The sequence below is a fragment of the Listeria weihenstephanensis genome (assembly GCF_003534205.1).
In the GTDB taxonomy this organism is placed as follows: domain Bacteria; phylum Bacillota; class Bacilli; order Lactobacillales; family Listeriaceae; genus Listeria_A; species Listeria_A weihenstephanensis.
Genome location: NZ_CP011102.1, coordinates 795,398 through 821,154, shown reverse-complemented (window position 1 = coordinate 821,154; position 25,757 = coordinate 795,398). Strand labels below are relative to the sequence as shown.

At 40.5% G+C, this 25,757-nt stretch carries 24 protein-coding genes and 1 riboswitch; of the genes, 8 read left to right on the top strand and 16 right to left on the bottom strand.

Annotated features, from left to right (window positions below):
* Window positions 1-65 precede the first annotated feature (65 nt).
* The 8 genes from UE46_RS03940 to UE46_RS03905 all read right to left on the bottom strand — a co-directional run bounded on the left by UE46_RS03940 (window position 66) and on the right by UE46_RS03905 (window position 13,469).
* The gene (locus tag UE46_RS03940) at window positions 66-3,944 is read right to left on the bottom strand and encodes a right-handed parallel beta-helix repeat-containing protein (RefSeq protein WP_118907413.1); all 3,879 of its coding nucleotides are present in this window, start codon (window positions 3,942-3,944) and stop codon (window positions 66-68) included.
* An 81-nt stretch (window positions 3,945-4,025) separates the two neighbouring features.
* Entirely contained in the window at window positions 4,026-6,230 is a 2,205-nt protein-coding gene (locus UE46_RS03935) for an InlB B-repeat-containing protein (RefSeq protein WP_233230981.1), read from the bottom strand.
* A 238-nt stretch (window positions 6,231-6,468) separates the two neighbouring features.
* Window positions 6,469-7,149: a L,D-transpeptidase family protein gene (locus UE46_RS03930; RefSeq protein ID WP_051492793.1), complete on the bottom strand. Its 681-nt coding sequence runs from the start codon at window positions 7,147-7,149 to the stop codon at window positions 6,469-6,471.
* A 402-nt stretch (window positions 7,150-7,551) separates the two neighbouring features.
* A complete protein-coding gene (locus tag UE46_RS03925) occupies window positions 7,552-8,088 on the bottom strand; it encodes an AAA family ATPase (RefSeq protein WP_118907806.1) in 537 nt (178 codons plus the stop codon).
* 473 nt (window positions 8,089-8,561) lie between these two features.
* Window positions 8,562-10,394: an ABC transporter ATP-binding protein gene (locus UE46_RS03920; protein ID WP_036059146.1), complete on the bottom strand. Its 1,833-nt coding sequence runs from the start codon at window positions 10,392-10,394 to the stop codon at window positions 8,562-8,564.
* Window positions 10,391-12,115, bottom strand: coding sequence for an ABC transporter ATP-binding protein (locus UE46_RS03915; protein WP_036059144.1), 1,725 nt, complete (start codon window positions 12,113-12,115; stop codon window positions 10,391-10,393). Before UE46_RS03915 ends, UE46_RS03920 begins: the two co-directional genes overlap by 4 nt.
* An 8-nt stretch (window positions 12,116-12,123) precedes the next feature.
* A complete protein-coding gene (locus UE46_RS03910) occupies window positions 12,124-12,591 on the bottom strand; it encodes a MarR family winged helix-turn-helix transcriptional regulator (protein WP_036059143.1) in 468 nt (155 codons plus the stop codon).
* A gap of 116 nt (window positions 12,592-12,707) precedes the next feature.
* Window positions 12,708-13,469, bottom strand: a complete 762-nt coding sequence (locus tag UE46_RS03905) for an SDR family oxidoreductase (RefSeq protein ID WP_036059141.1) — start codon at window positions 13,467-13,469, stop codon at window positions 12,708-12,710.
* Window positions 13,470-13,635: 166 nt separating this feature from the next.
* On the opposite strand from UE46_RS03905, the gene UE46_RS03900 reads away from it, so the two are divergent.
* From UE46_RS03900 to UE46_RS03885, 4 genes are all read left to right on the top strand, one after another.
* Window positions 13,636-14,211 carry a TetR/AcrR family transcriptional regulator gene (locus UE46_RS03900; RefSeq protein WP_036059261.1) on the top strand — a complete coding sequence of 192 codons (576 nt, stop codon included), beginning with the start codon at window positions 13,636-13,638 and terminating at the stop codon, window positions 14,209-14,211.
* Between the two features lie 109 nt (window positions 14,212-14,320).
* On the top strand, window positions 14,321-15,661 hold the full coding sequence (locus UE46_RS03895; RefSeq protein WP_036059139.1) for an MATE family efflux transporter: 1,341 nt from the start codon (window positions 14,321-14,323) through the stop codon (window positions 15,659-15,661).
* A 123-nt stretch (window positions 15,662-15,784) separates the two neighbouring features.
* Entirely contained in the window at window positions 15,785-16,135 is a 351-nt protein-coding gene (locus UE46_RS03890; RefSeq protein ID WP_036059137.1) for a magnetosome magnetite crystal formation protein family, read from the top strand.
* Between the two features lie 79 nt (window positions 16,136-16,214).
* Window positions 16,215-16,616, top strand: a complete 402-nt coding sequence (locus UE46_RS03885; RefSeq protein WP_036059136.1) for a hypothetical protein — start codon at window positions 16,215-16,217, stop codon at window positions 16,614-16,616.
* Between the two features lie 31 nt (window positions 16,617-16,647).
* Here UE46_RS03885 and UE46_RS03880 read toward each other — a convergent pair whose 3' ends face one another.
* The 5 genes from UE46_RS03880 to UE46_RS03860 form a co-directional block, all read right to left on the bottom strand.
* Window positions 16,648-17,148 (bottom strand): GNAT family N-acetyltransferase, encoded by a 501-nt coding sequence (locus UE46_RS03880; protein ID WP_036059133.1) that lies wholly within the window; start codon window positions 17,146-17,148, stop codon window positions 16,648-16,650.
* A 70-nt stretch (window positions 17,149-17,218) separates the two neighbouring features.
* A complete protein-coding gene (locus UE46_RS03875) occupies window positions 17,219-17,782 on the bottom strand; it encodes a hypothetical protein (protein WP_051492792.1) in 564 nt (187 codons plus the stop codon).
* A gap of 49 nt (window positions 17,783-17,831) precedes the next feature.
* Window positions 17,832-18,860 (bottom strand): DUF4097 family beta strand repeat-containing protein, encoded by a 1,029-nt coding sequence (locus UE46_RS03870; protein WP_118907412.1) that lies wholly within the window; start codon window positions 18,858-18,860, stop codon window positions 17,832-17,834.
* Complete coding sequence (locus tag UE46_RS03865) at window positions 18,853-19,431, bottom strand: DUF1700 domain-containing protein (protein ID WP_051492791.1); 579 nt, start codon at window positions 19,429-19,431, stop codon at window positions 18,853-18,855. The genes UE46_RS03870 and UE46_RS03865 overlap by 8 nt, the downstream gene beginning before the upstream one ends.
* Window positions 19,424-19,756, bottom strand: coding sequence for a PadR family transcriptional regulator (locus UE46_RS03860; protein WP_036059127.1), 333 nt, complete (start codon window positions 19,754-19,756; stop codon window positions 19,424-19,426). The genes UE46_RS03865 and UE46_RS03860 overlap by 8 nt, the downstream gene beginning before the upstream one ends.
* 180 nt (window positions 19,757-19,936) lie before the next feature.
* Here UE46_RS03860 and UE46_RS03855 point away from each other — a divergent pair, with 180 nt between their 5' ends.
* The 3 genes from UE46_RS03855 to UE46_RS03845 all read left to right on the top strand — a co-directional run bounded on the left by UE46_RS03855 (window position 19,937) and on the right by UE46_RS03845 (window position 22,944).
* Window positions 19,937-20,476: a biotin transporter BioY gene (locus UE46_RS03855; RefSeq protein ID WP_036059124.1), complete on the top strand. Its 540-nt coding sequence runs from the start codon at window positions 19,937-19,939 to the stop codon at window positions 20,474-20,476.
* Window positions 20,477-20,565: 89 nt separating this feature from the next.
* A complete protein-coding gene (locus UE46_RS03850; RefSeq protein WP_051492790.1) occupies window positions 20,566-21,288 on the top strand; it encodes a Crp/Fnr family transcriptional regulator in 723 nt (240 codons plus the stop codon).
* A gap of 294 nt (window positions 21,289-21,582) precedes the next feature.
* On the top strand, window positions 21,583-22,944 hold the full coding sequence (locus UE46_RS03845; RefSeq protein ID WP_051492789.1) for an LPXTG cell wall anchor domain-containing protein: 1,362 nt from the start codon (window positions 21,583-21,585) through the stop codon (window positions 22,942-22,944).
* A 254-nt stretch (window positions 22,945-23,198) separates the two neighbouring features.
* Here UE46_RS03845 and UE46_RS03840 read toward each other — a convergent pair whose 3' ends face one another.
* Entirely contained in the window at window positions 23,199-23,870 is a 672-nt protein-coding gene (locus tag UE46_RS03840) for a hypothetical protein (RefSeq protein ID WP_118907411.1), read from the bottom strand.
* 94 nt (window positions 23,871-23,964) lie between these two features.
* Between UE46_RS03840 and UE46_RS03835 the strand changes: the two genes are divergently transcribed.
* Window positions 23,965-24,192 carry a hypothetical protein gene (locus UE46_RS03835; protein WP_036059568.1) on the top strand — a complete coding sequence of 76 codons (228 nt, stop codon included), beginning with the start codon at window positions 23,965-23,967 and terminating at the stop codon, window positions 24,190-24,192.
* A gap of 193 nt (window positions 24,193-24,385) precedes the next feature.
* On the opposite strand, the gene UE46_RS03830 is transcribed toward UE46_RS03835, so the two are convergent.
* Window positions 24,386-24,574, bottom strand: coding sequence for a hypothetical protein (locus tag UE46_RS03830; RefSeq protein ID WP_118907410.1), 189 nt, complete (start codon window positions 24,572-24,574; stop codon window positions 24,386-24,388).
* Window positions 24,575-24,791: 217 nt separating this feature from the next.
* Complete coding sequence (locus tag UE46_RS03825; protein ID WP_036059571.1) at window positions 24,792-25,319, bottom strand: HdeD family acid-resistance protein; 528 nt, start codon at window positions 25,317-25,319, stop codon at window positions 24,792-24,794.
* Between the two features lie 312 nt (window positions 25,320-25,631).
* Window positions 25,632-25,732: riboswitch (SAM riboswitch) on the top strand.
* Window positions 25,733-25,757 lie beyond the last annotated feature (25 nt).

Below are 25,757 nucleotides of genomic sequence, written 5' to 3'. Positions count from 1 at the left end.
TGCGCACTAGTGAACACAAGAAAAGGACCTCCACGTTTCAATCATTGGATGTCCTTACCCTTTAATTATTTCCCTATTTCAACTGCTTTGCGATTAACGACAGTATAGATGTGATCAACAGCAATGAGTTCGACTTTATCCGTATTCTTCTTAATCTTTGTTTGGCAGTCTGTAAAAAGATATGTATTCCCTGTTAATGTTGCCTGCGCCACGATATTACCATTAACAGATAGACGAATCCGGCTACAATCTTTCCCAAAAGTTCCTGTTAACTCCGATGCCCCAAATCTATAGGCTTTGTTTGTCAATGTGTAATCTATTATTTTAATCGCCAATCGATTGACTATTTTATTTTGCTGATCTAATGCTACGACTTCTACTTTATCAGTGACTTTAACTATTGTCTTTTGAACATCCAGCCAACTGTAAATCCCATTTTTAGTAGAGGCGAAGGAGCTGCTTTTTCCGTTAATCCACAACTGCACACGAAAAATATCGCTACCGTATGTTCCTTTTAGCATTGTACTACCCAGCATGTACGTTGAATTTGTTAAACGTTGATCATATATCACTACGCGGATTCGATTAACTTCACTGTAGTTCGTATCAACAGCAACAAGAATAGCTGCTACATTTGCATTTTTAAGTAGATTTGTAGCATTGGAAATAGTGAACTGACCTGCTGCTTTTGTTGCTTGAGCTACTGTTTTTCCATCGACAACAAGCCGTACTTCATGAATATCTGTTCCATAACTACCTGTTAATTGCTCATCATCTAGTTTGTATGGATTCACAGTTAGTGTGAAATTGGCTTTCTGTTGAATACTCACCTTGATTCGTTGCACCTCTGTATAATTGGAATCGACACCTATTAGTTCCACTATATCCAAGGCGTTTTGGATATAGTTAGCCGCTTTTGTAATCGTATACTTACCATTAGATGTCGCCGCTTGCACCACGACTTTTCCATTGACCCACAGACGGATTCGGTTTATATCTCGGCCAAATAATCCAGTTAGTATATCCTCCCCAAACGTGTATGTATCTGCATCTAGTCCATAATCAGAGACATATTCCAAAACGTTCACGCCAATCGCTCGAACTTCTTTTCCGTCTTCATCCATAGCTATTATTGTCACTTCATCCGTTATTTTGGTGATGTAACCTGATATATTAGTAAAACGATACACACCGGAATTTCCACCTGTTATCGTCTGTTTTCGCATGCCATTGACTTGCAAAATCAAAGAATGTACACTCGCGCCATACGTTCCCGTCAATTCTTCCTCTTTGCGCGTATAGTCATTTGCAGTGATACTAAAATCCAGCACACGTACAGGAAGCGTTTGAACCGGCGTATAAAATTTATTGATCGCTACTATTTTCATCGAATCATCTTGACTCCTGACTAAACTATTGACGTTTACAAATTGAAAAGTTTGTCCCTCCATATTTAGCTTAGCCTGTTGCTTCACTTGCTCATTCACAAATAAACGCACCTGAAATATATCATGACCATATATCCCCATCAAGCTATCGTCTTCTAGTATATAATCCTGAATAGCTAGTGTATAATTGATGCCTCTACTAAGGCTTACCGTGATTCGCCCGTGCTCCATATATTTCTCATCTACCGCAATGATTTCCACTGCATCCGTAATATTCTTGATAAAACTAGCCACATTTTGAAACGTAAAGCGACTTGTCTCCCAATCCATCGTAGCCTGCTGCTTCACCGCACCATTAATCCATAACCGAACATAGGCTGTATCTTTCCCGAAACTCCCCGTCATCATCTCATTACCAAGCGTATACGCGTCCACCGATAAACGATAATCCAATACAGACACTGTAATACGCGCCAATTCCTGCCCATCCTTATCAAAACCGCACACTTCAAGTTCTGAACCCGCCACATCTGGCACACTACTCATATCGAAATAAAAAGAGCCCGTTTGCTCTGATATTGCATTTTTTATAACCTCTCTTCCATTTATCCATAACGCCAATCGCGAAAATGATTTCCCATACGTCCCCTGTATTTTCTCCTCACCAGCGAAGTAAGCATCAGTAGAAAGCGCATACATAACTGAAGTAAATTCAATCGTTTTCCGTTCCATAATCTCACCTAAATGATCTAAACCAACCACTTCATAATTAGCCTGCTGATCCTGTAGATATATTTTGGCATTCTGAACCCTGTACATCCCGTCCTCTACTAATGCCTGCATGTGAAATACCCCGTTCTTAAAAATCTGAACTTGCTGAACTGGCCCATAATAATGTCCCATATAAATAGAATCCTTCTTGTCATCAAAAGGCAATGATTCTACCCACGTTGTTTCCAATACATTGATTCGTCCCTCAACCGAAATAGTTGGCTCGGTTATATCCGTACTATATTTCTTCACAAAATTTTGAATCAAAGCTAGCTTTTGAAGAATTGTAACTGGTTCTTGTGGCCCCGTAACCGCGACAAGTTTAGTGATTGGCGTCCATTCAGAATCTGCTGGATCTAACGGCTCATATAAAATCGTATTATCTTTTAGCACAACTTTATCCGAGGACGTCCTTACTTCACAAAACTTAGGGGATCGATATGGATTTGTCAAATCAGATCGCTGTTCGATTGTACCTTTTATGTGGAACTCGTTATTTGTTATCGAAATACCGATACCATTGGTTTCTTGGATATAAAAGAGACGGATAGGATAACCTAGTTGACCCGATGCTTTCCACGTTTTATTATTGCGAACGATGATATTAGTAGGCGTCGTAACTTCTTCCCCACCAAGAACATTATCAAATATACGCTCTGCTACGAACAGAAAACCGAAGATGTCGCGGCTATTCATATCGACAGTGTTATCCTCGATGATTACATCTTTTGCGCCACTGAGACGAAATGCTTGGTAATATGACATTGGGCTTGTTGGTAGTGGTTTTATGTTACTTGGCTTTTCATCTGCATTTTCCAGCTGCGTTATCACGGATTCGATTAAAGGATTGCATGGATTAGGAGCGTCTGGGGCAGTATCGACAATAACAGAATTTCCGATGATTTGAATTTGCTGATTGTGAGGACCGTAACTATCGATTCCAGCATCAAACATTTTAGCCGGTACAGTAGCCGTTCCCCAAACATAATGCCGTACACCAAAACGTTGCATCCAGTTTGTGACCCTATTTCCGCGAATAATACAATCCGTATTTCCTCGGTAAAGCTGAATGCCTGAGCGACCGCTATCATTGACACAATTATTTTCGATGATAACTTTAGTAGAATACTCCACGCCAATCCCAGTACCTAATCCTGAACCTTCTACTAGACAATCTTTCACAAGTAAGTTAGTAATTCCACCAAGATTCATCGCTACATGTCCACGCTGCTCTGCCTTCACATGAACGTTAGAAATTGTGATGTTGCTTATTCCGCCATATTTATCATAATTCCCTTCATAAGGTCGGTTGACACGTATAAGGCTTTTTCCTTCTGAGGGATCACTTTTTTTTAAATGGTCCACTTTTGGTACAAGAGGCCCATATTGCACTACTAAATCCTTAATAGTTACATTCGTTAAAAAACTGGCTAAATAATTTTTTTGTAGCTGCTCAAAATTAAGATCATTTAGTTTGGGCTTCGCGTCCAATTTAGAGGAAATTCCTTGTGTTTGGTTTATAAAAGTTAAGCTTGTTAGATGAACAGGCTCACCATTATGATCTACTCCTATCTCTCCTTGTATGATGATATTCGAGACCAACTCTATTTCTGCATCAAAAAAATATTCACCTGCTGGAAGATACAAAATGACATCTTCTTCTGATGCTTTAACCCATGCACAGATTTTTCCCCAGTTTAATCTATTACTATTTGCCATAGATTTACCAGTTCTAATTATTTCCTTTATTTCATTTGATTCTGTTACTACTATTCTCTTTACCATTTTTCTTCGCCTCTTTCTCTTTTTTTATAGCATCCCAAAGTCTAGCTAAATAGTAATCAGACTTTGGAAAGATATACATTATTATTTTCTCAAACGTTGAATTCCTAAAAAGACTGCGCTACTGCCTAATAAAATCAACCAAAGAGATGAAATGCTTGTATCTCCAGTCTTAGGTAGTTGTTCTTCTGTTGCTGATCCCTTAAGTGTAGACTCTTCACCGCGTAAATCATCTATTATGAATGAAGTTACCGTGGTACTATTTATAATGCTAGACTCTGGCTGTGATGTTCCCACGGCTTGTACCTTCACTGGTTTTATCACACTCGTATTGGTACTTGGCGGTTCTTCCAGTGTTGGCTGCTCCGGTTTTTCTTCCACCGGGTTTGGATTAACAGGGGCTGGCGGATTTTTTTTCCACTGTGCTACAAGCCATATCTCCGTCGCAGGCATAGTCATTGTGTTAAAATCCCATAGAACTTGTTCTTCGCCAGTTTCTCGCATCCACCCTGTGAATGTATAACCTTCTCTTATCGGATCTTCGGGAGGAACAAGCAACTCCCCAAATCCAACCTGCTGACTAGTTGGACCTACTAAATCGCCACCATTGCCGATTAAATGATATGCATAATTCTGCTTTTCCCATTGAGCATATAATATAGTATCATTCGCTAATCGCAGCACGTCATTTGCTAAATAGTCTTGTCCTGAACCATCTTTTTCCGTATTCCATCCAATAAATTTATAGCCCTCACGTGTTGGAGTTACACTCGTTATACGTACGCCCTCCGATACATCAAAGCTTTGTTTCTCTGGCAACAGGTTATCCGCACCATTACCGTCATAGTCTAACTCGAAGGAACGTAATTGCCATTTCGCTTGCAAAAGTATGTTCTCATCTGGCATCACATCTTGTTCAAAACCCCAAGGTGTTAACTGACCATCTATATCCCGATACCAGCCAAGAAATTCATATCCTGCTCTACTCGGACTTGCAATCTCTGTCACGCGCTCCCCAGGTAAAACTGATTTTATAATAGGTGCTTGTTGTTCCCCATCGTTTTTGTAAAATCGAACTGAGCGTTCCTTAACAACTTCATAAGGTATGGTAACTTCGCCAGACATTCCTGGACTAGAAAATTCATAGAATACTTCCCCTTCTCCTACTAAACCCTTCCATCGAATTACTCCTTCTTCCGCATCATAGCTACCACCATTATCGGGAGTAATTTTTTCTGGCCTATTACCTTTAATATCCCGTATCTGATCTGGAACAACCAAATCTTCACCTGCAACTACTTTTTGAGTAGGTAAAGTTACATATTGCATATCTGCCCCAAACTCATCTAGTTTTAATTTACCTAAACTACTGAAATCAGCAATTTTATTGTTATAAATTCTTAACAAAGACAGCTTCTCCAACCCTTGCAATGGTGTCACGTCTTTTATCTTGTTGGACGTCAAATCCAGATATTTTGTATTTACTAAATCGCGTAATGGAGTCACATCTTCTATCTGGTTGACTGACAAATCCAAAATGTACAAATTTTTCATTCCTTGCAACATACCAATATCTTGAATAACATTATCGCTCATGTCCAAACTATACAGGTTTAACTGGCTAAATCCTTCAGGTAACTCCTTCACAGACTGTCTATAAATTGTTAATCTCCGCAATTCGCTCAAATTTTGAAGTGGTGTTAAATCCGATACTAAGCCATGCTCATCCCTATAATTACGGGTCTCATAAATACCCAATGTATTCAGCGTGGTTATATTAGCTAACGGTGTAATGTCCTCTACTAATGTATCTTCTAAATAAAGCGTTGTTAAATTAGGCAAATTAGCCAATGGACTAATATCCTCCAATGCTCTACAGCTCAATTCAAGGTATTCCAGGTTTTTTGCTTTAGCTAATGGCGTCAGATCTTGCAATGTAGAATTATAGTGTACATAGAGACGCGTCAAATTAGTCAAATGTTCTATCCCTTTAAATGAGGTGACACCACTAAGTCCAAAGCCTTCTCCAACAGGCAGCTCGGTCACTCTAGCCAGTTCAGCTTGTGTAATAGTATCTGTTCTATTCTTCCCAAATACGTGAGCCACAGAACTAGATAAATCTCTATCCTCAAACCACTCTTCAAAGGTTTTTGCTTCATTTGTTGCTTTGACCGCTATTTTCTCACTAACATCCTGGATTGGTTCCTTCTCTTGCGCATATACCGAACTATTCACCAAAAGACTTCCGCTGAGCAACATCAATATAGTGCCAATTCGTACTGCTTTCATTCGCTTCATTTTGTATTGTTTCCTCCATTTCCACACTTTATAATCCAAAATTAACATATTCACAACTTATTCCGCCATTCTCAACTTGCCAAAAGTGCCTCTATTATGCAACACTTCACAAAAACTACACATGTAGAGTCGAAAAACAAGAGAAAATGTATTTATTTTGGAATTAGATCCCATGATTCGATATACGCCCAAAATAAAAAGCCCTCCAAATTTGGAAGGCCTGACTTGCTTAATATCTACTCAATTCCGTCCGTGGCGATTGAATAATTACCGGTTTCTTCTTCGGATCGAGCCATTTCAGAATTTTAACGACGTTCGCTTGGCTTGTTCCTGTGCAACCCATCGTGTAACTGCTAGATACGTGGAAAAAGATTGCCGAGCCCCAGCCTGGTTTTCTCAGTGGATTATAGTTAATCGCGAACGCATAATTATACGCTGGCTGATACAATTTTTCTGCAGATTTCCAGCGATTATTGACCGGAAGTACCTGCCACGAATTGTAAAGCTTCGACTTGCTATCATCCACCCAAACATCGCGCGTACTCGTTTTGCGGTAAGGCATCTTCGTCCCCGGATTAGCATAGCGACCGAACGCCGTACCTAGCGTGAACTTCCCACGCGGACTTTGAACGACCGTTTCCCTCATCGTCGTCGCAAAACCATCCCGGCCGATAAATCCGTACATCAACGCCTTACGCTGCCAAACGCCCTTACTATCTCGCTCAAATGTCTGAATCGTTGCCTTGTTTGACTTGTAACCCGGCGTCGTCACCAAAATCAGCTGCTTATTTGCCCCAACTGTTTTAAAACGCTGCGCATCGTTCGTCGCCGCATCTGCCTTGCCTCCAACTGCAAAAACAATTCCGAAAGCTAGAAAAACAACAGCTATACTCCAACATACTTTTTTCACAACAAAATCCCCCCTACTTATCTTTATAAGGTTCCACTTTTTCAGATGTTTAAACATGACGCAGAGAAAAACAGCATGATCATTGCAAAAAAAGATATCCATGATGCTCCCGTTATTTTTAACGATTATGCCTTATTTATAAAGTAGGGACGTAAAAATAATTCTGTGGTAAAATGAATGTGATAGAACTCAAGGAAATGCTTACAATAGTTTTAAACCAACTATTTTCTGAAAAGCTAGCCTCGCACAAATGGAACACTAAAAAAGTTAAGAACGAGCGAAACTTCTCGCAAACCGACTTTAACAAAGCAAAGCCCAACTACCATCAAAATCTAAAGATAAAGCACTGCATGAAAGACTATAGAAAGCATCCGCAAAAAATGGATGCGCTCTATAGTCTTTTTACTTTGATTGAAGCTCTGTCAAAACCAGCCCCACTTCTTCCTCGACTGTCATATCCCCAGTAATTCGTAACACAGGGCATTCCAACCTTTGAAACCAAGTCTCATGCAATTTCTTGCTCCGAACATCTACATCCCCGTCCTCATACCGCGACGCCCACGCAACAAATTCCAGATGCTCCTGATACCTACTTCCTCCTGGCAAAATCGCCTCGCCATACCGCACCCGTTCCCGTCTGACCAAGCGTTCCAATCGCACATCCCGCGGCACCTCTAAAAATACGACTATATCAAAAAGCGGTTCCAGCGGCGTTCCCCAATTAGAAAGCGCTCCCGACAACACCCAATCCTCACGCGTCATAAAATCCCGCCGCATCATCTCAAGTCGCGTCTCAATCGCCCGTTTGACAGAAAACTTCTCCTCCCAATAATAATCATCCGTATCAAAAAAAACCACCCCAAGCCTATCAGCCAGCGCCTTACCAAGCGTTGACGTCCCAGCCCCCGACGCCCCCATCACATGAATCCTCACAACGATCACTCCTCATAAAAGTAACTTCCCAACTATGTTACCACAAAAAAGCACCACCAAACAAAATACAGCGTGACGACAAACACTCATTTTCGTCGTTAAAAGCTCCGTTCCAGTGCTCACGTACTCTAGTACGCTCCGCCCTGGTACTCGCTTTTGCCTTGAAACTAAGTATTTGTCGTCACGCTGAAGTTTGGAGATACATCATGTAACGCGGTTTTTCCTGATTCTAAAAATTTTTATTCTCTAATCTCTTCGCCCAAGCGTTGCAGTCACCGCCACACCTCAGGCGGACGACAAATGCTTAGATGCTAGGCAAAGCCGAGCAACGGAGCGGAATGTACGACTGTACCTGAGCACCGTAGCACAGTTTTTTTAAGGATGGCAAGCTCACTCTGTTCCCTTGCATATTGGAGTTTGTAACTCGTTTTACTTCGAACAACCCCAACAATAAGCGTTTGTCGTTCGCCTGAGAGAACTTAGACGGCTTGATCGTCTGAAAATTGACTATTATAAAGATCCGCATAGAAACCATTTTTATCAAGTAATTCCTGATGTGTTCCTTGCTCGATAACATTCCCGTGATTCATAACTAGGATCAAATCAGCGTCACGAATTGTGGATAGACGATGGGCAATTACAAAACTAGTACGCCCTTCCATCAAGTTCCCCATCGCAAGTTGAATGTTCAGTTCTGTCCGTGTATCGACGCTTGATGTTGCTTCATCAAGAATTAGAATACTTGGATCAGAAAGCAGTGCACGAGCAATTGTTAGTAATTGTTTTTGTCCTTGTGAAATATTCGAACCTTCTTCGTTCAAAATAGTGTCATATCCTTCTGGTAAACGTCTGATGAAATCGTCGGCATATGCTGCTCTTGCCGCTTCAACTACTTCTTCAATCGTTGCATCATCGCGTCCGTAAGCAATATTTTCCGCAATGGTACCGTTAAATAACCACGTATCTTGAAGTACCATTCCGAATTTATCCCGAACATCATTTTTCGTCATGTCACGCGTATCGACACCGCCAAGACGAATACCACCGCCATCAACATCGTAAAAACGCATAAGCAAGTTGATAATCGTTGTTTTACCTGCCCCAGTAGGACCAACAATCGCAACCATTTGTCCTTCTTTGACATCAATATTAAGATCATGCATCAGTGGTTTATCTGGTGTATAACCAAATTTCACGTGATCAAAGACAATACGATCTTCTTCTCCCGCGTGATGTTCCACAGTTGCTGGAATAATGTCTTCTTCTTCTTTTTCATCCAATACTTCAAAAATACGTTCAGCCGAAGCCATTGTAGATTGGATAACGTTCGAGATATTAGCCACACTTGAAATTGGTTGTGAAAATAGTTGTACGTATTGTGTAAACGCTTGGATATCACCGACTTGAAGCGAACCATTTGTTACAAAAATACCACCACCAACACAGACCGCCACATAACCAAGGTTACCAACAAATTGCATTAACGGCATCATGATACCAGAGATAAATTGCGCTTTTTTAGCAGCAACATAATAATCATTGTTTACAACATCGAACGTTGCTAATGTCTTTTTCTCTTGTCCAAACGCCTTGACTACCGTATGACCACCGAACGTTTCTTCCACGTGATCATTTAGCACACCAAGATTTTTTTGTTGCGCGCCGAAATATTTTTGCGAACGACTAGCTACAATCGCTACAAGTAGAATACTAAGTGGCACTGTTGCAACAACAATCAGCGTCATCTGCCAACTAATTGTTAACATCATAATCAAGACACCGATAATTTGTACAATCGCCGTAATCGCCTGAGTCAACGCCTGTTGCAGCGTATTTGCGATATTATCCATGTCATTGACAGAACGGCTTAAAATATCACCATTCGAACGCGTATCGTAGTAACGAAGCGGTAAACGTCCCAATTTCTCTTTCAACTCTTTACGCATATCATAAACCGTACGTTGCGCCACACTCGACATAACATACTGTTGCAAGAAACTAAATAGCGAGCTACCTAGATACAGCATCAAAACAATAAACAGGATATCGAAAATTTTATCATAATTAATCCCAGCTGGCGTCATCACACCTGTAAAAATTTCAGTGGTCGCCTTACCGAGTTCTTTCGGGCTAAAAATATTGAAAATCGTAGACAATATCGCGAGAATCAGCACTGCAATAAGCGAGATAGCGCGCGGTTTCATATATCCTAATAAGCGGAACAAGGACTTCTTAAAATCCTTAGGCTTAGCGGTTGGCATGACTACTCTTCCAGCTCCGCCTGGTCCACCTGATCCTGGTCCTGGACTCATGCTATCTCCTCCTCTGACAATTGTGATCTCATGATTTCTTGATAAATCGTGTTCGTTTCTTTCAATTCTTCATGCGTACCAATTCCGGCAATTTTACCTTCATTGACAACGATGATTTGATCTGAATCCATTACGGATGTAATACGTTGCGCTACAATAATGGTAACAGATTCGCGCGTTTCAGGTTTTAAAGCTGCACGCAATAACGAATCGGTTTTAAAATCAAGCGCTGAAAAACTATCATCAAAGATATAAATTTGCGGTTTACGAATCAAAGCACGCGCGATCGCCAAACGTTGCTTTTGACCACCGGAGAAGTTATTTCCGCCTTGTTCGACACGACTTTTTAGGCCATCCGACAATTTCGAAACAAAATCTTCTGATTGCGCTGTACGCAGACCCGCCCAAATTTCTTCTTCGGTCGCGTTTTCGTTTCCGTAACGCATATTTTCCTCAATGTCGCCCGTAAATAACATCGCTTTTTGAGGCACAAGACCGATTTTCATACGTAGTTCTTCTTGTGTCATTTCTTTCACGTCCACGCCATTAACACGAACCGCGCCTTCAGCCACATCGTAAAAACGTGGAATCATATTGATCATCGTGGACTTCCCAGCCCCCGTACTACCAATAATCGCGATTGTCTCCCCAGCCTTGGCTTTAAAAGAAATATCCTCAATAACAGCTTTTTCAGCACCTTCATAGCGGAAAGTGACATGATCAAATTCCAATGAAACTGGAGATATTGCTGTTTTAGGATCATTCGGATCATGAATTTCAGTGTCCATTTCCAACACTTCATTGATACGTTCTGCCGATGCTGCTGCACGTGGAATCATAATAAATACAGCGGAAACCATCATAAACGCGATCATAATTTGTGTTGCATATTGGATAAAGGCCATCAAATCACCGACTTGCATGCTACCATCACCGACAAATTTCGCACCAATCCAAATAATAGCAATTGTTGTCAAATTCATGATCAACATCATCATTGGACTCATAAGCGATAGCAATCTGTTAACGCCGACCGCAGTTTTCGCGTAGTCCTCATTGGCTCCGTCAAATTTCTTCAACTCGTCATCGCCACGATTAAACGCGCGAATAACACGAATCCCCGTCAAACCTTCACGGATAACTTGGTTCAGTTTATCCATCTTCTTTTGAAGAGATTTAAACATCGGCATCGCTTTTCCACCGATAAGTACTACCAAAATCAATAAAATTGGCAATACGACTACAAAAATAAGGGACAGTTTCGCGTCCTTACCGACAGCCATGAAGACGCCACCGATTAACATAATTGGCGCCATCACCATCATTCGTAGCATCATGTACAGTACATTTTGAATTTGCACAACATCATTGGTTGAGCGCGTAATAAGAGACGCCGTTCCGATTTTGTCAAATTCTTGTAACGAGTAATTTTCTACCCGACCAAAAATTTTATCACGCAAGTCGCGTCCAAATCCCATCGAAATCTTGGATGCGTAATACACGATGACAACCGAAAGACCTCCAGATAGGGCAGAAATGAGTAACATCTCTAGTCCTACTTTCCATATGTAGGCCGTGTCGCCCTTTGCAACTCCTTTGTCAATAATGTCTGCCATTAGTGTTGGCAAATAGAGCTGGCCGATAACTTGTACAAAAGTCATAACTAAAACTAGCACTATTCCCCACTTATAGGCGCCCATTCGCTTCATTAATTTCATCATAGCGTTGCTTATACCTCCTCGTTCTCAGCTTTTGTGTTGAGATACTCTGTTAGCTTATCAAGTAGTGAAATTAATCTCTCCATTTCTTCTTTACCCAAAAAAGAGGTCATATCCTCAAAATTCTTGTGAAAAGTTGAAATAATTTCTTCTACTACTGATTCTCCCTCTTTTGTAAGCCGAATATACGCGGCTCTTTTGTCCACTGGATCTTGGCTGCGAATGATCAATTTTTTCTCTTCTAAGGCGTTGATTTGCTGTGTTACGCTTGGTTTAGATACCTTTAGAATCGCTGTCACATCTGCTACTTTCATACCCAGCTTGTCTTGTTTATGTTGTAAACCGTGATGTAGCATAAATAGGAATCGTGTTTCAGAACGTTTTAAACCAGGAACCTTAAAATTTTGCAATTCAGCTCGTTTAAAATTCATGAACGCTTTGACAACGGATTGGCCTAAATCTTCCCCCGAATTTTGCACTTCCTTGCCTCCTTTTATTTAGTTTACTTAACTAAGTATATTACTAAGTTCTGGAATGTCAAGCGAGAACAAAAAAAGCCTCCAGCAAGGTTGCTAGAAGCCATTTTTTGATTCGTTTAATAGGCGGTCCATCCAGCATCAGCGGTGATTACAGTACCATTGACAAAGCTCGAATCATCGGATGCTAAGAATAAGGCAACTTTTGCAATTTCCGAGGCATCTCCAGCCCGTGGGTTCGTCCCCATACCAATCATCGCCCGTTCTTGACCAAATGCATCTGGCGCGTAAATCGTTGTTCCGATATTCGTGTTTACAGCCCCTGGAGCAATCGCGTTACAACGAATATTCTTCGTCGCATACTGAAAGCCAACATTTTTTGTAAAGCCAACAACGGCATGTTTCGAAGCTGTGTAAGCCGCGCCAGCACGTGAGCCAAACAACCCACCAGCTGATGCGATATTCACAATAACACCACTTTCTTTTTCTTCAAAGATACTCAGTGCTTTTCTCGTCGTCCGCATCACACCAGTTATATTAATCGCAAAAACGCGATCCCACAAGTCGTCTGTGATGTCACCCGCAGGAACAAAATTATCCATGATTCCCGCATTATTTACAAGTATATCGAGCGTGCCGTAGACTTCGACCGCCTTGTCAATCATCGCCCGTATATCGTCTTCCTTCATTACATTGGCAACTACTGCCAAAGCTTCCCCATTTATCGCTTTGATTTCATTTACCGTTTCTTCCGCCGCCTCGAGTTGAATATCCGCAACGACAACTTTAGCGCCTTCTTTCGCGTAGAGTAAAGCAATTTGGCGTCCCATTCCTGATGCTGCGCCAGTGACAACAGCAACTTTTCCAGCTAATTTTCCCATGATTTTTTCCTCCTCAAATTTAATTGCGCAAGAGTATAACCTCTATATCCTAAGTATAGCCCCTTCACACTCGTCATTTCAATAGTTAATGAAAGCGCTTTTAGTTGCTTAAGCATCACTTTTGCGGTATATGTATACTAAGTTAAAAAAAGGACGTGAAAAAATGATGGAAAATCAAAAACCAGATCGGCGTATTAAAAAAACAAAGGCTGCCTTTTCGCATGCGCTTCTCACACTTCTAGACGAAAAAGACTTCAAAAAAATCACCGTCACCGATATCGTGACGCGCGCAGACGTAAATAGAGGCACTTTTTATAAACACTATCAAGCAAAAGAAGATCTGCTGGATGAAATAATCTCGGATGTCCTCGCTGATCTTGAAATCGCATACCAAGACCCTTATTTGAAAACAGAGCATTTTTCTGTGGAAACGTTGACGCCTACGATGGTTAAAATTTTCGATCATGTATATGCGTACCCCTTATTTTATAAGCAAGCGATCAACGAAAAATTGCGTATCGGCTTTCAAAATCAGCTATGCGATGTGATCAAGCGTATTGCCTTGCGCGATTTAGTTTTTGACGGTGGCAATGCTGATCCAGAGCTTTTTGCCAGCTACCAGTCGCATGCCATTTTTGGATTGATTGTATATTGGGTGCAACACGATTTTGCCGATTCCCCCGCCTATATGTCCGAACAGCTTCTCTATATTTTACGTGCTGATACCTCGATTCCTAAATGATTTGTTACAGTTCATTGTCATTTGCCGATTAGTCTATACTTTAGCCTCCACCTGCCTTATAATAGGGATATTGTATTTATAAAGTAAGAGACGAAAGGAGCCGGATTCTATGGACAAAGGTCAGACAGCGACAAAATTAAGTTTATTCTCACTCGCTTGGCCCATTTTTATCGAGCAATTTTTGCGTGTCATGATAAGCTATGTCACCGTTTTTATGCTAGGACATTATTCCGATGATGCGGTTGCTGCGACCGGTGTGGCCAATCAGATTCTCGTTCTTTCCGTTATTATGTTTGCCTTCATTAGTGTCGGCGTTCAGATTCTAGTCGCACAAATGATCGGTGCTAGAAAACATAAACTCATTGAACAGGTCATTACAAATGGCATCGTATTTTCCGTCGTTATCGGCGCGATTGTCAGCCTCATTTTCATTTTCCTATCGACTCAATTCTTAACCTGGATGGGTCTTGATGCACATTTAGTGGAAGTTGGCGCTCCATTTTTAGAAATTATCGGTGGCGCATCGATATTGACCGCAATTCCCTATGCCATTATGCCAATTTTGCGGACACACGGTCATGTTCGCCAAGCTATGTATATCCCCGTTTTAGCCGGTATCATCACGGTTATTGGGAATTATCTCGTTTTGTACGGCCCCCTTGCCTTCTTAGATTTAGGCGTAACAGGCGTCGCATTAGCTACCGTTTTTGGTAACACAATCGCCATTTTCCTATCTGTCTGGTTACTCCATCGCCACGTTGATTACCGCTTCAAATGGAAGAAGTTCAAAGATTTATCACGCCGAACGATGTATTCCATTTTGCGATTAGGTTTGCCTTCTGCAGGTGAAAATATGTCATATGCAGGCTCCCAACTCATTGTTACCGCAATCATAGCCTTGATGGGAACCGACGCCCTCACCACAAAAGTGTATGCTTCAACGGTTAGCCAATTCGTCGCGCTATTTGCGATAGCGATTGGACAAGCCTCACAAATTATTATCGGACGAGCAGTTGGTGCAAAAGAAGTCGATAAAGCCTATAAGCAAGGTTTGCGCAGCTGGAAAATCGGCCTCGTGATCGCTGTCTTTGTCAGTATTTTAATCTATGTATTTTCCGAACCAATCATGCATTTATTCACGTCCAACGAAGAAATTATCGCGATGACCAAACAGCTATTCTTCCTTTCCATCTTCCTTGAAATCGCGCGCTCTACAAATATTATCATTATTAGCAGTCTTAACTCGACAGGAGATGTACGCTTCCCGTTCATTGTCGGAATCATCGTCATGTGGATCGTCAGTTTGCCGTTCTCCTATGTTCTCGGAATCACCGCAGGAATGGGACTTGTCGGCGTCTGGGTGGCTTACATCATTGACGAAGGACTACGTGGTTGCTTGATGGCTTATAGATGGCGCTCGAAAGTCTGGTCGCTCAAATCCGTTCTTTAAACTCGTTCTCGTGCTTACAAAAATGTAATACTCAGCGTGTAATTTGTCACCTAATTCAATGGTTGTGAGGCCCTCACCTATCGTATAATAAGGATATCAAGTTACGAAAGGATGTCTCACATTATGAGCGATCAAAAAATATTAAACGCACTCAGCTATTTCAGTCTATTTTTTGCACCATTTATCGTACCTATCGCCATCTGGATTTTCAGTGGCACAGAGAATACGAAACATCACGCAAAAGTAGCTTTGTTCACACATATATTACCAACAATTGGAGGTATCATTACAGCACTCAGCATCGGAGTCGTTGGGTTTAGCACGAATAGCGCTAATGCTACAGGATTTATCGGCCTCGGTTTAATCGTCGCTGTTGGTATTATGACAGTGATTCTCGCAATATTCAACATCATTCGCGGTATCCAAGCCTTGATGGCAAAAGAAGATAATCCACTTTTTAACTCTATCGATTAATTATTATAAAAGCTAGCTGGCAACATGATTCCGGCTAGCTTTTGTGATATAATAATGGGATGAAATGGGGGAATGCATCATGCGTTTTATCTTTGCCTACTTAACCGTATTTATTTTAGGTATTTTTTCCGTGATTGGGATGGAAGCCATTATGTATGGTGAAATAACATATCAACTGGTGTTCGCTGCAATTCTCTTTGCCGCGCCACTTATACTTGTTGGAACTACTGTTGCTGAAATGTTTTACGGCTTTAGTCAAAAAGCTACAGCAAAACGTTTCATCATTTGGGGCTTTTTGTTTGGCGTGATTGCAACTGTTATTATCACGAGTATTCTACAGCTCATCAGCGCCCTTATGGTCATCTTGACTTCACTTCTCGGCGGTGTTATGTGCGCGATTCTAGCATGGATTTTCTTCGCGATTCGTGGCGGTCAAAAAGCTAGCGGAAAAGCAGCTACAAATTCAAAAAGCAGTACTTGATTTTTCGTCAAGTACTGCTTTTTTGTCACTATTAAACTTCTTCCTCGACATGCTGAATCAACTGCAAACGAACCGTCTCTAGCTTATGTCCATAAAAGTCTTCCTCAAACTTGTCCCATTCAACAAACCCTCGCGCCTTATAAAAAGCAATCGCATTTGTATTTTCTAATTCCACATTCACAAATAACGGTAATGGCAAGCCGAATAATTTGATGCCCTCATCCAACAATTTCGTACCGTAGCCTTTATTTTTCACACCTGGCAACAAATAAAAAGCTGCCAGTTCGCTTTTACCTTTTTCGAGCTCGATAAAACTAGCAAAACCGATCACATCTTCGTCCTGCTCTAACACCGCAAAAGGCGTTGCTGCAACACGCGTTTTTAATGTTTCCAAATTATAAAACATGTCTAAAAATCGATCCTGCACCGCGCGTGGAATAATTTCCTCATACGTATCATGCCAAGATTTTACCGCGATATCTTGAATGGCTTCGATATCCTCAAACGTACCTTTTCGAATTTGAACTGTCATCTGTGATTTCCCCTTTCATCCTTAAAGATGTAGCGTTATCACTTAATATACCCTCTCAAAAAAATTTTAGTCACGCCAAAACTCGTAATGCCAATTCTTCATTTTCCAACTCAAACTGCTCTAAATACCGCGACATCAGCCCACAAAATTCTATTTCCATCTCACCTTCATACAAAAAATCACACGGTTGTAAAAAATTTTGCGAACGACTTCCTACAACGGAAATCCCGCCTAATTCTAAAATATGTCCCACAAATTGCGAACAGAAGAACTCATTTTTTGCCGATAAATCTAGGTGTAACATCAACCCCAAAATGCCCCAAAAATTATAGCGATAATTATCCGAAGTTAACTGGAACCAGTCCAATTCTTTTTGAATCCGTCGATATTGTAGCTTCGATATCTCATAACTAAGAATCGCTGTCGTCGCGTTTTCCAATACACCGCTACGTACATCTTCCACCACAAATCCCCCATTCAGCGGATTTCGTTTCCCGAGACGACCAAAACTATACACTTCCGTCAAATCTTCTGTCAAACTAATCGATACATGATTAAACGGTTTTCGCGTGTATTTTTGAATCATTCGCCCAGGTATCGTTGCTGTTTTCGTTAATATCACATACACTTTCATGACAACATCCTCCATAAATTAAAGAAGTGAGCGTGAGCCCACCTCCAAATTACTGCTCTACTTTAATATTTCCAGATCCTGTACGTACCTTAATGACTTGGTTTCCGCTTGTTTTGATGTTAGGTGATTTAATATCGCCAGAATTGCTTCGTAGGTCTAAGAAACCGTTGAACGCCCCTGGAATCTCGATATTTACATCTCCTGAATCCGCGTCTACCGTCACGTCTTTCGTCACATCATGAAACGATAGATCAACTTCACCCGATCCACTCGTAACACTCGTCGCATTATCCAATCCAGACAACTCCACATCGCCAGAATTATTGTCGACTTTCACCGTGCCACTCACTTCTTCCCCGTCAATACTCCCCGAACCATTTGTCAGCGTCGTTGTTTTCGCCGTAATTTGGTTCACTTCGATATCACCAGAACTCGAGGTTGCACGAAGCGTGTCGCCAGTCATTCCCTGTACAGAATTTTCACCAGAACCATTGATAACTTCCAGATTCGACGTCACATTTTTCAAATCGATATCACCAGAACTATTTTTAACAGTTGTTGTATCCGCCGCTAGATTCGTCGCTTCAATTTCGCCAGAACCACTCTCAAGCGTAATCGATTTCGCCGTCGCATCACGCACGACCAAGTCACTCGAACTCATATCGCTCGCCAGCTGCCCCAATTTCGCGCCTTTTGCCACGTGAATCGTCACCGTCTGCTCGCCATAAATTTGAAACTCTAAAAACTGGAACCATTCCTGCTCATTTTCCACGTTAATAGTCAAACTATCCTGATTGGCCTTCACGCTCTTATCCAAGCGATTAATCACCTCTTGCGACAAATGCCCGCTCATCGTAACGTAATTTTTTCCAGTCGTACTTTCCGCCACATTCACGCGCAAATCCTGATCACCCATCAATTTAATCACCGAAATGTCACCGTCCGCCAGCTGCCACTCCCGGTGGTAAGCCTCGCCACGATCCACATTATTATTATCAAAAGTCAGTCCAAAACCAATACCACCAACGACTAGAAGAGCCGCGCCGATAATTAGCAATTTTAATTTATTTTTAAACATGTTTGCTCTCTCCCTTCATCAAATGAATATTGAATTTCGTATAACCCACTGTAGCTATGATCATCGCTTTCGTCATCCAAATTGTAACGACGAAGAAAATGAAGCCCAGTCCAACAATACCAATCGTTCCAAATAATTTATACCATTCAAACGCTTGATTCAACACCGCGTCTAAAATAAAGCCAAACGGAGTTAAGAAAAAGCCCACAGTCGATCCGATGAAACCCGCGACCACACCCCAAAAAGATAGAAGCAAGGAGTAAACGACCAAATTCGGAATCAACATTGCTAAAAATACGCCGACTTTGAAGCCTGCCCCACGTTTTTTAGGCTGACTCGGTCTAGGCACATAATACGAATCCTCTGGTAATGACTCACCACGCTCCGCCAAAATATCACGCGCAATTTCATCTGGAGTTCCAAGATCAAACACAATCTCCTGCTCCGATTTCCCACTCGTTTCACCTGCTGCAAAATGCTCCATATAATCCGCTAATATCTCTTTTCTTTCCTCAGGATCCAGTCCCGCCAATTTTAGCGCCAGCTCATTTAGAAATTCTGTTTTATCCAATTTGCTCTCCCCCTTCTACAAATAATCGATTCACATTCGCTACAAAATCTTTCCATTCAAACATTAATTCCGTCATATACATCTCACCCTTAACCGTTAGTTGATAATATTTCCGCGATGGGCCTTCTGTCGACTCCTTCAAATACGTGTCGCAATAACCCTCTTTCACCAAACGCCGCAATACCGGATAAATCGCACCCTCCGCAACCTCCACATATTGTGAAACATGTTGCGCCAGCTCATAGCCATATTGATCCTTCTTATGAATAAGGAAAAGGCAGCATAACTCAAGGACACCTTTTTTAAATTGAACATTCACTTCCATGCCAAACCCTCCATTTCTTATTATCAAAATTTCAGTACTGAACATTAATCACTACCTGTTATAAATAACTATAACACGCACTACTAATTAATGCAAGGTAGTGTCGCAAAAAAAATAGTATTGCCAATTTTCGAATCTAATGTTAACCTAATATCATATAAAGTTAACAAAGGAGAATTTATGAGAAATAAAAAATTGAAACAACTTATTATTAATGCCCTTTTTGCCGTCATCATTGCGATCCTAGCACAAATTGTAATCCCACTTGGCCCGATTCCATTCACAGGTCAAACGTTTGCCGTCGGACTTGCCGCAACCATATTAGGCGCGCGCAATTCTACGATTTCCGTCGCCGTTTACCTCGTATTAGGTGCCATTGGCGTACCCGTTTTCGCTGGTATGACTGCTGGACTCGGTATTATATTCGGTCCAACTGGCGGTTTTTTAATTGGATTTCTATTTAGCGCCTACATCACTGGTTTCCTCATTGAAAAAACAAATTTCAGCTTGGCCTACGCCATTTTTGCTAATATTATCGGTGCCTTCGTAACACTCCTTTTTGGCGCTCTTTGGCTAAAATTCAGCGGCGATCTTCCATGGGGAACTGCTTTTACAGTTGGCGTTATACCATTCATCATCCCTGGAATCCTAAAAGCAATACTTGCCGCCATCATTGGGATAAGCATTCGTAAGCGTTTAGTTACTGCAAAGCTACTCTAAATTTTCTTGGCGTCAAGGGAAAACGTTATACAAACCCTGTCCCCTTCGATATAATATAGTTGAAACTCACTGAGAAAAGGGGCCAAACTATGACTTTATATGATTACAATAATTTGAAAAAAAATTTCGATACCGACAAATTGCTTGCCACTTTGATGGATTCAATCGAAGGACCACCGCCTTACAAGGAACTAACTTACCGGCGCAACGAGACCATTATGGAAGAAGGCTCTGCAAACCATTATTTCTACGTGGTAAAAAAAGGGATGGTTGCGATGTCAAAAGGAACAGTAAAAGATGATTCTATTCTCACTTTCTGCGGTCCCGATGATATTTTAGGATTTTTGAGCGTCCTTGAAAATGCGATATCTCCCGTTGCCTACACAGCTGTCAGCGAAGTCACACTACTACAATTCGAGCGCCAATACGTCATTGATAAAATCACTTTCAGCCAAGAAAGTTTTTGGTACGCTTATTTCTTCTACTTAAACTTTACCCATCCGATTCTAGTACGTGAATCCTTATCTAATCTACCGTCCGACAAAAAAGTTTTAGCAGGCTTGGTTATCGTTGCAGAACGCTTCGGTCGCGCTGAACCAGATGGCTCCTACTTAATCCCATATTACTTTACACAAAAAGTCATTGGCAAGTACTTAAACTTGGCGCGTGCTTATGTCGCAACAAATCTACGTAAATTAGAACAAGACGGCTACATTTCCCTTTCACCAAAACCTTGGAAAATTCACAACATGGCCGCAGTTAAAGAAATGTTAGACATGAAATATACCGATCTATATTCCGTAACAAAATAACGACTTAATCGATGCCTCCGTTTTATGGGTGTCGGTTATTTTAATTTCACATGATTTAACAACAATACATTTTAAGTTGACTTACTAATGAAAACTAGAATAGCTTCTCTCGTGTTTCAAAACTGGAAATACACCACATCAAACGTAACGATTCTATATAACTATGAATATTAGGGAATTGTGACAAAATTATGTCGGAATACGCTTTCTTTTGTCAATCGTTACAAATTTATAGTGACGATTAGACTGAAATTTAGTATACTGGTTTTATTACATGAAAAGGGAGAGAAATTAATGTCTAACAAAACAACAAAACTTGCTTGCGGATTACTTGCTTGCAGCCTAACATTTTCACTAGCAGCACCAGTATTCGCGGAGGAAGTAGCACAAACACCAGCTACATATACGGATGAGGTAACACCAGAAACGAAGGATGTTACAACTACTGTCGAAACAACTGTACCTACAGCTAAAGTTGCTGCTGATACAGTTATCTCAAAATCAGACGTGTCTTTCGTCAAAGATGCAGCCACTGCACCTGCTGATTTTGTAACAATTACAGATGCAAATGCTAAACCAGTTCTTTCTTATAAAGCTGGAACAGAAGCAACTACTGTTAAAGCAGGAACATTCTCAACAACAGTCATAGCAACTTTTGATGACGCTACAACACAAGAAGTCGTTGCAAGCTATACAGTAACAGAGCCAGTAAAAACTCCTGTAAAAGCAGCAGCTCTCGCAACAGCGAAATCAAATGTAACAACTGAAATCAACGTAGCAGCTAAAGATCCAAGCAAGTTCGTAACAGCATCAGCTGGTGTTACACTATCCTTTGTTAAAGCCCCTGTTGTGAATCGCTTAGGAGCTCAAACAGTAACGGTTGCAGCTACAGATGGTACGACAACTGAAAATATTTCAGCTACTTATACAGTTGTTGATACTACGAAGCCAGTTATCGAAGCTATTGAAGATGATTTTTATGTAGGTATTGATGAAGATTGGACTGCTGATGAACTGGTTGACGCTACTGACAACTCAGGTTTCGTTAAAGTTTACTTTGAAAATGGTAAAGAATTCTTAGATACATCAAAAGAAGGCAATTTTACAACGGTTATAGTTGCTGAGGATGCTAGCGGTAACACTTCAAGCATCACTCTTTCTTATGAAGTACTTGGCGATGATGTTTATTTCTTTGATGCACCTGTTGTGAATGTCTCTAAATCAACAAAACTCGATATTTATGGAAAAGCGGAGCCATTAACAACTGTTATGATTTTTGACGAAGATGGAAATATTATTGGAGAAGATCAAGCAAATGATGAGGGCGATTTCCATATTAGATTTGATAAAGCTGACGCACTAGTAAACGGTCAAACGATTTATTTATGGAGTGTAGACATGGAGACTGGTGAATACAGTGATGTTTCTGAGTTCACATATGTAGGGGAAGAACTTAAAGTTGAACCAGCGGATACTAATACCAAACCAGCTGTTGTGCAAGCTGTGAAAAAAGCTACTGTAAAAGCAGCTACACCAGCAAAAACTACAAATCTTAAAGCACTACCAAAAACAGGAGACTCTAGTTCTGCTGGCTTGGTATTCGCAGGATTACTCGTTTCAGGAATTGCAGCAGCTCTTCTTAGAAAACGTGGATAATTAAATGTAAAAAAGATGAGGGCGATTTTCGTCTCTCATCTTTTTTTACTTAATATCTGTAACAGAAAAACAATACTCTCAATCATTGATGCAATATCATAATTTCACTATTTCCCAATGGATAATTGAGCAGGAAGAACCCTACCACCCTACGTACCTTCAGTATACGAGCCTTCTAAGCCATTAAAAACGAAGATGTCAAAGGCAGAAAAACAGGACTTACCAGAAATGAGAGCCCTGTAATTTAGTATTGATTATCTTACACGAACATCTATTGAATCATTTTTTTTGACTTTTACATAGTAATTAGTTACAGCTTTTTGACCCGTCCAAGTGTTCATGACTGTTTTAGTTTGTTTGACTTCATACACTTTATAACGTGATCGAGATTCTGCTATATAGGAAACATTCGCTTTACATTCCCAGTCGTTCTTAAAAGATGTTGTTTTGGAAGATGTTAAACTGAAACCAAGAACACTTTCAACTTTCTTAACGCCTACTTTAATTGAACCGCTATAGGATGTAGACACTTTTGTACTGAAATCAACATACATTTTCCCTTTAGTTGGTGAAGCTTTTCGCACGCCTACTGTTTTCCAAGGACCATATTCCATACCCTTGTATGTTTTTTTAGTTTGCCACATAACCGCGGCGCCAAAAGTTGTAATTTCTCCTTCGGTACCTTCATTATCAAGTACTGCGTCATCGCTCACACCCTCAACTTGTGCGTCTGGAAAAATCGCTTCTTCTCCAACCGTAGTAATTTGACTGTTGTAATAATCTTTTACGAGGTTAGTAACTTTATCTTTAGTTTCTTGTGAAACTTCCGCGTTTGCTGTTAGCGGTGTTAGGATCGCCCCCGATAGTGTTAATGTAGCCACCAATAAACTTGCCCTAACCTTTTTAAATGTTCTTTTCGCTTTCATTTTTAAAAACCCCCAGTGATTTCTATATATTTCTTGTTACAATCTTCATAATATCATGTTATAGTAAAGATTACTAGATAAAGGGGGAAATTAGATGTATAAAATTTTCAGTTTCGTTACTTTTACACTTGGATTGGCGGGAATATTCTTGTTGCAAGTATTGGACATGGCATTTAAGAATTACACGCAGGGATTACTTCATTACGATTCAGAGAATTACAGCAATATCAACTATTTTGGTGCTCCGTTGGTAATACCAGTAATTTTCATAGTTATGTCAGTTATTTTTGCTTTTCTTGCTTTCTTTGAAAGCCGTAAATAACCTACAACCATAAAAAAACTCTGTCTGAAGACAGGTTTTTTTTATGGTTGTAGGTATAATGCACAGGTACCTTAAAAATCTATATGGTTTGAAATCATTGAGTTCGGGCATAGAAAAGGACATGCCAAAACACGCCTCACTTTTACATAAGCGTAGAAATGTCACTAGCGAGTGATTTATCTATTTTAAGATGTTACACAATCATATACTTTCCTTGGATTTTTGTCGTAATGTTACCAACACGGTTCCAAGAATTGTTGTTGAAAGTGCTACTAGGGCTAGAACCAGGATCTTCGAGTAAAGCTGATTTAATTAAATCCTTATTACGGGATATTCGGGCATATTGGACCTCGATTTTTTTAGCAATCTCATCCGTCTTCATACAGCCTTCTATGCAGTTTCTGTTCGTCAGCTCGATATTTTCTCACTAGTTTCCTTAAGATTCCACCTCACGATGGACACCCTTGCCTTGAGCTAACAGTTCCTACCGCCAAGCCTGTAGTGGACTTTCACCACCTAGTATTTGCGCATGCTGGGCGCACCAAAAAGGACAAGCATCCCAGATTACTGGATTACTTGTCCTTTTCAAGTTCATTCTATTATTTCAATTTGCCAACAAAGAAGAACGTTGCGATACAGTTGATACCTTGGACGATGAAGAATGTACCAACGATAATCACGATACCGATTGCGCCAACGATTGGATTGAATAAAGAGATAAAACCAAGAACAATTCCTAGAATACCTAATGTTAAAATCCAGCCCCAACCTTGAACGTTTTCATTTTTAGCAGCGAAGGCTCCGATTGTACGCATGATTCCTGCAAAAAGAACCCACATACCGAAGACAAGTACTAATGTTACTGTTCCTTCCAATTGGTCAGCTAGTAGCAAGATTCCTAGTAATACAGACAAGATTCCTTCTGCTAGGATCCAACCAGAAACTTTTTGGCCACTGCGATGGGAGAAATATTGAATGATTTGGAATACCCCAACGATTAACATTAGGATTCCGATGAATAGAGTGAATGATAGTAAAGAAATACCTGGGTGGAAAACAAACCAGATTCCTAAACATATCATTGCGATACCGGCGATTAACACCAATATACGTGCGAATGTTTTCATGATATGTAACACTTCCTTTTTTATGATTAGAATTTTTAGGCTCTATCAGCTATTTTACCCTTTATTTCTTGATTGAAACACTTTTATTTTCGTATATTATTTTATGAATTTCGCCTTTAGTCACATTTAGGCAAACAACTTGTATATGTAAGCGTTATTTAATGCTTGTTTAGTGTTTTATCGGATGAAATTTAGTTACAATGTACTCAAAAAATACATATTTTAAATTAAGCTTTATTCTTTTGAAAAATCTGTCTACTTCTCTTGACAAAGGTATCTAAATAATTGTATGATAGAACCAATTTAATACGCTTCTTATCAAGAAAGGTGGAGGGACTGGCCCTGCGAAACCTTAGCAACCGGATATTTTGATCACGGTGCTAATTCCAGCAATTTTTTTGCAAAGATAAGTTACTGACTACGAAATCGTTGTTCGTT